Raw genomic sequence first — 8,536 nt, 5'->3', positions numbered from 1 at the left:
AAAGGCATTACCCGCGGGCAGTAAAAAAGAAGCCGCAACGTTATACGTTGCGGCTTCCTCAAAAGCTTAACTGACAAGCATTACGGCATTGCCGGCGTTTTTTTTACCCGTATTGCCGCTTCAATTTATCCAGCAACCGATCTTTTTCCTGCCACAGCGTATTCAGCCACAGCTGGAAGCGCCGCTTGAACTGTTTGTCGTTGAAGTAGTCCCCGTGCAGGGTTTCATCGATCGGCAGCGTTTCTATTCTTACCACGATACGCGTCAGCCGCCCACACAGCATATCCATAAAGGGCCGTTGGTTATTTTCCGGATAGAGCAGGGTAACGTTCAACACTTTGTCGAACTGATTGCCCAGTGCGCTGAGCGTAAACGCAATGCCGGCGGCTTTGGGCGCCAGCAAATTGCGATACGGCGAATTGCTTTTAATTTTCTTGGCTTCCGTGAAGCGCGAACCCTCGACGAAATTGACGATGGTGGTTGGACGCTGACGGAATTTTTCGCAGGAACGGCGCGTCGTTTCGATATCCTTGCCGCGTTTCTCCGGATGCTTGAGTAAATAGGCGCGGGAGTAACGCTTCATGAATGGCATGTCCAGCGCCCAACAGGCCAGACCGACAAAAGGCACCCAGGCTAACTGTTGCTTGAGGAAGTACTTATTCATTGGAATATGATTTCTGAACAGCACGCACAATACGACAATGTCCGACCAACTTTCGTGGTTGCTGATCAGCAGATACCAGTTTTTTCGATCCAGCCCCTCCAGCCCTTCAATATCCCAACGTAATTGCCCGTTAATGCGCAATAACAGCGCCAGCCCCTGACACCAGCACCACATCATGAAATCGGCAAAAGCCGAGATATATCGCCAAACGGCGGGAATGGGCACCAGGAGTTTCACGATGCCGGCCAGCGTGATGGGGATGGAGCACAACACCGTCACCAGAATCGTGAGTATGACGGAAATGATAAAGATAACAGGCGTTAACAATCTTGGCATGGTTATGGGCTGACGGTTGTTGAGAACATCGTTGCATGCCGAAGCGCATGAACAAAAACATATTTTAACAGAAATCGCCGGGGTAAAGCGCCGCTAAAAATGACTGTTTTTCGTCTCATCGGATAACCATTTGCTGAGTTTTCGTGCAACTTTCCCAGCTTGTGCTAGGGTAATTGAGGCGCCGAATTTGATTAATAGTGCGATTAAAATCCGGCGAAAGTTATATCCACAAATCCAATAAAAGCCAGTAATAAAGCGTCGCCGGAATTCGTTCTTTTAACGCGGTGATTTAAATAGGAATTTTATTCGCCGTTATAACGATAATCGGAGCGTTATAATTCGGTCTCTTTTCTATGCACAAAGTTATCCACAGGTAAGATCTTGCGGATCCTCACGCCCCATCACATCATTTTCGTCCGTAATGCACGCTAAGGTTCGTCTCCGGCGGCCAGCTATGGCATGCTTACCCCTATGTCCGATCACGATAAAGAAACGCTATGGCCCAGATTGCAGAAAACCCACTAATCCTGGTTGACGGTTCCTCCTACCTCTACCGCGCTTATCACGCCTTCCCGCCGCTGACCAACTCGGCGGGCGAGCCGACCGGCGCGATGTACGGCGTGCTGAATATGCTGCGCAGCCTGTTGCTGCAGTATCAACCGAGCCACGTTGCCGTGGTGTTTGATGCCAAAGGGAAGACTTTCCGCGATGAGCTGTTCGCCGAATACAAGTCGCACCGGCCGCCGATGCCGGACGATCTGCGAGCGCAGATCGAGCCGTTGCACAGCATGGTCAAGGCGATGGGCCTGCCGCTGCTGGTGACGCCCGGCGTTGAGGCGGACGACGTTATCGGTACGCTGGCGCTGGAGGCCGAAAAGGCCGGCCACGCGGTGCTGATCAGCACCGGCGACAAAGACATGGCGCAGCTGGTGACACCGAACGTCACCCTGATCAACACCATGAACAACACGATCCTCGGCCCGCAGGAAGTGTGCGACAAGTACGGTATTCCACCGGAGCTGATCATCGACTTCCTGGCGTTGATGGGCGATTCATCGGACAACATTCCCGGCGTGCCGGGCGTGGGCGAGAAAACCGCCCAGGCGTTGCTGCAGGGCATCGGTGGGCTGGATGCCTTGTACGGCAATCTGGAGAGCATCGCCACGCTGAGCTTCCGCGGTGCCAAAACCATGGCGGCCAAGCTGGAGCAGAATAAAGAGGTCGCGTATCTCTCCTATAAGCTGGCGACGATCAAAACCGACGTCGAGCTGGATCTGACCTGCGCTGAGCTGACGGTGTCCGAGCCGGATGTCGATACGCTGCAACAGCTGTTCAAACAGTACGAGTTCAAACGCTGGTTGGCGGACGTGGAAGCCGGCGTATGGCTGGAAAACAAGAAAGGCGCGGGTGCGAAAGCTGCCGGCGCCGCCAAACCGGCCGCCGCGGCGGAAGCGCCGAAGGCGCTGGCGGAGGCCAAGCTGTCCCAGGAGGGGTATGTCACTATCCTGGATGAAGCGACCTTTACCGACTGGCTGGCGCGGCTGAAAAAGGCCGACGTGTTTGCCTTCGATACCGAAACCGACGGCCTGGATACCCTGACCGCCAACCTGATCGGCCTGTCCTTCGCGATCGCACCGGGCGAAGCGGCTTATTTGCCGGTGGCGCACGATTATCTGGATGCCCCGCCACAGCTGGATCGCGCCTACGTGCTGGAAGCGCTCAAGCCGCTGCTGGAGGACGATAAAGCGCTGAAGGTCGGGCAAAACCTGAAGTTCGATATGAGCCTGCTGGCGCGCTACGGCATTGAGATGCGCGGTATCGCCTACGACACCATGCTGGAGTCCTATGTGCTGGACAGCGTCGGCGGCCGTCATGATATGGACAGTCTGGCCGATCGTTATCTGGGCCACAAAACCATCACCTTCGAAGAAATCGCCGGCAAGGGCAAGAACCAGCTGACGTTCAACCAGATCGCCCTGGAGCAGGCGGCGCCTTACGCTGCCGAAGACGCGGATGTCACGCTGCAGCTGCACCTGGCGATGTGGCCGCAGCTGAAGCAGAGCGCAGAGCTGCTGACGGTGTTCAACGAGATTGAAATGCCGCTGCTGCCGGTGCTCTCGCATATTGAACGCACCGGGGTGCTGATCGATCCGGCCATTTTGTCGGCCCACTCCCAGGAGCTGGCCAAGCGTCTGGCGGAACTGGAGGCGCAGGCCCATGAGCTGGCGGAAGAGCCGTTCAACCTGGCGTCGACCAAGCAGCTGCAGGCTATCTTGTACGAAAAACAAAAGCTGCCGGTGCTGAAGAAAACCCCGGGCGGGGCGCCCTCCACTAACGAAGAAGTGCTGGCCGAGCTGGCGCTGGACTACCCGCTGCCGAAGGTGATCCTGGAATACCGCGGCCTGGCGAAGCTGAAGACCACCTATACCGACAAGCTGCCGCTGATGATCAATCCGGTCAGCGGCCGGGTGCATACTTCGTATCATCAGGCGGTGACCGCCACCGGGCGTCTCTCCTCGAGCGATCCGAACCTGCAGAACATCCCGGTGCGCAACGACGAAGGGCGACGCATTCGCCAGGCCTTTATCGCGCCGGAAGGTTACCGCATCGTCGCGGCCGACTACTCGCAGATCGAGCTGCGCATCATGGCGCATCTGTCACAGGATGAAGGGCTGCTGAAGGCCTTCGCCGAAGGGAAAGACATTCACCGCGCCACGGCGTCGGAAGTCTTCGGCGTGCCGTTGGATAAAGTGACCGGCGAACAGCGCCGCAGCGCCAAGGCGATTAACTTCGGTCTGATTTACGGCATGAGCGCCTTCGGCCTGGCGCGTCAGCTGGGGATCCCGCGTGGGGAAGCCCAGCGCTATATGGATCTGTACTTCGAGCGTTACCCGGGCGTGCTGGACTACATGGAGCGTACCCGCCAGCAGGCTTCCGAACAGGGCTATGTCAGCACGCTGGATGGGCGCCGCCTGTATCTGCCGGACGTCCGCTCCAGCAACGCCATGCGCCGCAAGGCGGCCGAGCGTGCCGCCATCAACGCCCCGATGCAGGGCACGGCGGCCGATATTATCAAGCGTGCGATGATCGAGGTCGACGCCTGGCTGCAAGGGCAGGAGAAGCCGCTGGTGCGCGCGATCATGCAGGTGCACGATGAATTGGTGTTTGAGGTGCACGAGTCGGTGATCGAAGAAGCCAGCCAACGTATCCGCCAATTGATGGAGGGCAGCATGACGCTGGCGGTGCCGTTGAAGGTCGACGTGGGCGTCGGCATGAACTGGGATGAGGCGCACTGATCGCCGGTTTATCGCCGGATGTGCTAACTGGCGAGAACCTAAGCATTTTTCGTAATTAAGCTACAAGATGCGGCGATAGTTTCCCCAACTTCGCCGTTCTTGCGCCGCAAATTGTGTAAGTAAACTACAAAAAATTCTTTTGCCCTGTGAAAAAATGATGTAGAGTTACAGGCGTAGGGTACAGAGGTAAGATGTTCTATCTTTCAGACCTTTTACTTCACGTAATCGGATTTGGCTGAATATTTAGCCGCCCCAGTCAGTATTGACTGGGGCGTTTTTTATTGTAAAAACAGCAGCAAGCCATACGTTTTTCCTATCTCTTCGCACCGCTTTTCGTTCCCGCTTCCGCTCCCTCAACGCCGTGATTTGGTGAGATCAGCCTGCCCTGGCGATAAGTTTTTATGATGGCTTTATTTCAGAACTGTAATTAGATAACAAAAAATCCCGCCTGTGGCTGAACTGCGGGCATAAAAAAGCCGATGCGGTGAGGCATCGGCTCTGGCGTTCAGCCTGGGCTTATTCGCCGGCTTCGTCTTCCGGCAGCACTTCCGGCGGGATCTCGTTAAACCAGGTATCCAGCTTCTGGCGCAGCTTGTCGACGCCGATCTTCTTCAGCGACGAGAAGGCTTCAACCTGGATATCCCCCATAAACGGCAGCACCGCTTCACGCACCATATTGAGCTGCGCCTTGCGTGCGCCGGAGGCCAGTTTGTCGGCCTTGGTCAGCAGCACCAGCACCGGGGTGCCGACGTCGACCGCCCACTGGATCATCTGCTGGTCGAGATCTTTCAGCGGATGGCGGATATCCATCAGCACCACCAGGCCCTTCAGGCTGTTGCGCATCTGCAGGTATTCGCCCAGCGCGCGCTGCCATTTGCGCTTCATCTCTTCCGGCACTTCGGCGTAGCCGTAACCCGGCAGGTCGACCAGGCGGATGCCGTCTTCCACTTCGAACAGGTTGATCAGCTGGGTGCGCCCCGGCGTCTTACTGGTGCGCGCCAGGCTTTTTTGGTTGGTCAGGGTATTCAGCGCGCTGGATTTCCCGGCGTTGGAACGGCCGGCAAAGGCGACTTCAATTCCTGCATCCCCCGGCAGATGGCGAATATCGGGTGCGCTGGTGACGAAATGGGTCACATGATAGTTGTAGTTCTTGCTGGTCAAAATTTTTCGTCTCCGTGAGGATGGCTAACTGGTTGGCGATTATAACTGCATCAGCGGTAAAAATGGCGTGTTTCTCGGTTTTTAAGCGGCGAGGCGCGATAAAACGACAGTTATGCCGCGCGTAGGTTGTGAGACATTTGCCATTCGAATCGCGGGTAATGTCGCTTTATTCGAAAGTGATATTTCTGTTTTTATTTTAAAAACAACATGTTGTTTTTTCGTTGTAGGGAAATGTCATCCAAATCGGCGTCAGGTGCCTTGAGCCTTCGCAACAATAACGTAAAGTAGTCGTTAACGCAGGGTTGCGCAGGATTAGGGAACATCCGGGAAGGATGACAAATCTCAGGGAACGCACAGGGCGTGCAATGAGTGCCAGGATGAACGCAAAAGGAAGTGACCCTTTCGCACCGGAATAGGCGGCAGGCACATCGGATGGTGAAGTATTGGCAATTTGGATGCCCGCAGGAAGCGCGCTCGGGAAGAGCGGATGCGAATGGATTGCGCCATGGACGATTTTTCTTTCAGGATGAAGGACGTAGTGGCAGGGAATGCGGTTATAGCAGAGGGAAAAACCGGGATGTTGCATGTACGCAAGGAGCGCGTAACAGGAATACCCTTCGCGAGAAGGTGCGAAATAGGCGGCAGGTTTAACCTGCCGCCTTTTTTCTTTGTCCGCTTTCTGCTAGATTCCGCCGCAATTCTATACTGAATCTACATACCTAAGAGCACACGCTATGAACCAGCCATCAAAAGCACCTCGCGGCAGCGCGGCGAAGTCAAAAACGAAAAAGAAAAGCCGTATGGAGCTCGATCAGGAAGCGCGCGAGCGCAAACGCCTGAAAAAGCGCCGTGGCCTCGCTTCCGGTTCGCGCACCCAGGTCGAGTCCGGCAGCCAGAAAAACAAATCGGCGGCGGCAGCCAAAGATCCGCGTATCGGCAGTAAAGTGCCGGTTGCGCTGGTGGTCGACGAGACCAAAGTGAAGGCCAAACCGCAGCCGAAACCAAAGGCCGAAGCGAAACCGCGCCTGTCGCCGGAAGAAGAGCTGGCGAAGCTGGAAAATGACGAGCGCCTGAACGCGCTGCTGGATCGCATCGACGACGGCGAAACGCTGAACGCGGAAGAGCAAGCGTATGTCGACAAGACGCTGGATCGCATCGATGTGCTGATGGACGTGCTGGGCATCGAACTGGGCGAAGACGACGACGAAGAAGAAGAGAAGCAGGAAGATATTCTGAAGCTGCTGAAAGGCGGCAATCCGAAAGACGCCTTTTAACGCGCTATGTGGCTAATCCCGACAATAGCCCTACTCTTGATGTGTTATCTGCTGTGGTTATTCGGTAAACTATGGCGGCTGTCTAAGCGCAAAGCGCGTTTTCGCAGCGCTTCCGTGGCCAGACAGCGCAGACAACCGCCCCTCTCCCGGCCCGGTAGAAAAAGATATCGGAAGGAGTGAGCATGTCAGAGCAGACGATTGTCTGGGATTTGGCCCTGATCCAAAAATATAACTACTCAGGGCCGCGTTATACCTCATACCCCACGGCGCTGGAGTTTAACCAGCGCTACGACGAAGCGGCGTTTCAACGCGCCGCTGCGCGCTACCCTGAGCGGCCGCTGTCGCTGTACGTGCATATCCCTTTCTGCCATAAGCTGTGCTACTTCTGCGGCTGCAACAAGCTGGTGACGCGCCAGACGCACAAGGCCGACGAATACCTGAACGTTTTGGCGCAAGAGATCGCCAGCCGTGCGCCGCTGTTCGCCGGCCGTAAGGTCGGCCAGATGCACTGGGGCGGCGGTACGCCGACCTATCTGGATAAAGCGCAAATCAGCCGGCTGGTGGCGTTGCTGCGCGAACACTTTGATTTCCTGCCCGATGCGGAGATGTCGATCGAGGTTGATCCGCGCGAGATAGAGCTGGATGTGCTCGATCATTTACGCGCAGAAGGCTTTAACCGTCTGAGCATGGGGGTGCAGGATTTCGACAAGCAGGTGCAGCAGCTGGTCAACCGCGAGCAGGATGAGGCCTTTATCTTCGCCCTGATTGAGCGGGCTAAAGCGCTGGGCTTCCGCTCGACCAATATCGATCTGATCTACGGCCTGCCGAAACAGACGCCGGAAAGCTTCGCTTTCACGCTGCAGCGGGTGGCTGAGCTGAATCCCGATCGCCTCAGCGTGTTCAACTACGCGCATATGCCGAACTTGTTCGCTGCCCAGCGCAAAATCAAAGACGCCGATCTGCCGGGCGCGCAGCAGAAGCTGGATATCCTGCAGCAGAGCATCGCTTTCTTGACCGGCACCGGCTATCAGTTCATCGGCATGGATCACTTTGCGCGCCCGGACGACGAGCTGGCAATCGCCCAACGCGAAGGCAAGCTGCACCGCAATTTCCAGGGCTACACCACCCAGGGCGACAGCGATCTGCTGGGGCTGGGCGTGTCGGCCATCAGCATGCTAGGCGACAGCTATGCGCAGAACCAGAAAGAGCTGAAGCATTACTATGACAGCGTACAGGCGCAGGGTAATGCGCTGTGGCGCGGGCTGGCGTTGACGGACGACGATTGCCTGCGGCGCGATCTGATCAAAACCCTGATCTGCAATTTCCGGTTGGCGTATCAGCCGCTCGAACGGCAATACGGCATCGACTTTACCGCTTACTTCGCCGAAGACTTGCAGCTGCTGGCGCCGTTTGAACGCGATGGGCTGGTGGAGCGGGACGAGCAGGGCATCCGCGTCACGCCGCGCGGGCGCTTGCTGATCCGCAATATCTGCATGTGTTTTGACCGCTATCTGCGGCAACAGGCGCGCAGCCAGCAATTCTCACGGGTGATTTGAGGATGAAAAAACAGCCGCTGATGCGGCTGTTTTTTTAACTGAAGAAGTTAATCAGCGCGGCGCACAACACCGCGGCAACCGCCGCCTGCGGGGTGTGACTGGCAGCGGAGCCCAGCTCCGCGCCCTGAGAAATGAATACGATGAATGAGTCCAGCATCGTCAACCTCCAGAGTGTGCGACACGATCATACTGCGCCCGCACCGGCTGTAAAGCCTGCGATTGGCGTTTTTTTGTGCGCCGGACTGCGTT

General features: G+C 56.5%; 6 protein-coding genes. 3 read left to right on the top strand and 3 right to left on the bottom strand.

The window, feature by feature from the left end:
- Positions 1 to 103: 103 nt before the first annotated feature.
- Complete coding sequence (locus tag AWX27_RS22050; RefSeq protein WP_015379457.1) at positions 104 to 1,000, bottom strand: acyltransferase; 897 nt, start codon at positions 998 to 1,000, stop codon at positions 104 to 106.
- Between the two features lie 497 nt (positions 1,001 to 1,497).
- Between AWX27_RS22050 and polA the strand changes: the two genes are divergently transcribed.
- Positions 1,498 to 4,296, top strand: a complete 2,799-nt coding sequence (gene polA, locus AWX27_RS22045; protein WP_049270887.1) for a DNA polymerase I — start codon at positions 1,498 to 1,500, stop codon at positions 4,294 to 4,296.
- A 516-nt stretch (positions 4,297 to 4,812) separates the two neighbouring features.
- Here the strand turns inward: polA and yihA are convergent.
- Entirely contained in the window at positions 4,813 to 5,457 is a 645-nt protein-coding gene (yihA, locus tag AWX27_RS22040) for a ribosome biogenesis GTP-binding protein YihA/YsxC (protein ID WP_019452177.1), read from the bottom strand.
- Between the two features lie 734 nt (positions 5,458 to 6,191).
- Between yihA and yihI the strand changes: the two genes are divergently transcribed.
- On the top strand, positions 6,192 to 6,731 hold the full coding sequence (yihI, locus tag AWX27_RS22030; protein WP_071890410.1) for a Der GTPase-activating protein YihI: 540 nt from the start codon (positions 6,192 to 6,194) through the stop codon (positions 6,729 to 6,731).
- A 182-nt stretch (positions 6,732 to 6,913) separates the two neighbouring features.
- Entirely contained in the window at positions 6,914 to 8,287 is a 1,374-nt protein-coding gene (gene hemN, locus AWX27_RS22025) for an oxygen-independent coproporphyrinogen III oxidase (RefSeq protein WP_060425017.1), read from the top strand.
- 34 nt (positions 8,288 to 8,321) lie between these two features.
- Here hemN and AWX27_RS25195 read toward each other — a convergent pair whose 3' ends face one another.
- The gene (locus tag AWX27_RS25195; protein WP_015379453.1) at positions 8,322 to 8,444 is read right to left on the bottom strand and encodes a YshB family small membrane protein; all 123 of its coding nucleotides are present in this window, start codon (positions 8,442 to 8,444) and stop codon (positions 8,322 to 8,324) included.
- Positions 8,445 to 8,536: the final 92 nt, after the last annotated feature.

The sequence above is a fragment of the Serratia sp. 2880STDY5682894 genome (assembly GCF_001537385.1).
Taxonomy (GTDB): domain Bacteria; phylum Pseudomonadota; class Gammaproteobacteria; order Enterobacterales; family Enterobacteriaceae; genus Serratia; species Serratia nevei.
The sequence above is the reverse complement of the archived record's forward strand: the minus strand, read 5'-3'. Positions and strand labels throughout refer to the sequence as shown.

Excerpts from the sequence above, each read along its gene's own strand:
- AWX27_RS22050 (WP_015379457.1), bottom strand. The coding sequence starts at position 1,000 with ATGCCAAGATTGTTAACGCCTGTTATCTTTATCATTTCCGTCATACTC.
- polA (WP_049270887.1), top strand. The coding sequence starts at position 1,498 with ATGGCCCAGATTGCAGAAAACCCACTAATCCTGGTTGACGGTTCCTCC.
- yihI (WP_071890410.1), top strand. The coding sequence starts at position 6,192 with ATGAACCAGCCATCAAAAGCACCTCGCGGCAGCGCGGCGAAGTCAAAA.
- hemN (WP_060425017.1), top strand. The coding sequence starts at position 6,914 with ATGTCAGAGCAGACGATTGTCTGGGATTTGGCCCTGATCCAAAAATAT.
- AWX27_RS25195 (WP_015379453.1), bottom strand. The coding sequence starts at position 8,444 with ATGCTGGACTCATTCATCGTATTCATTTCTCAGGGCGCGGAGCTGGGC.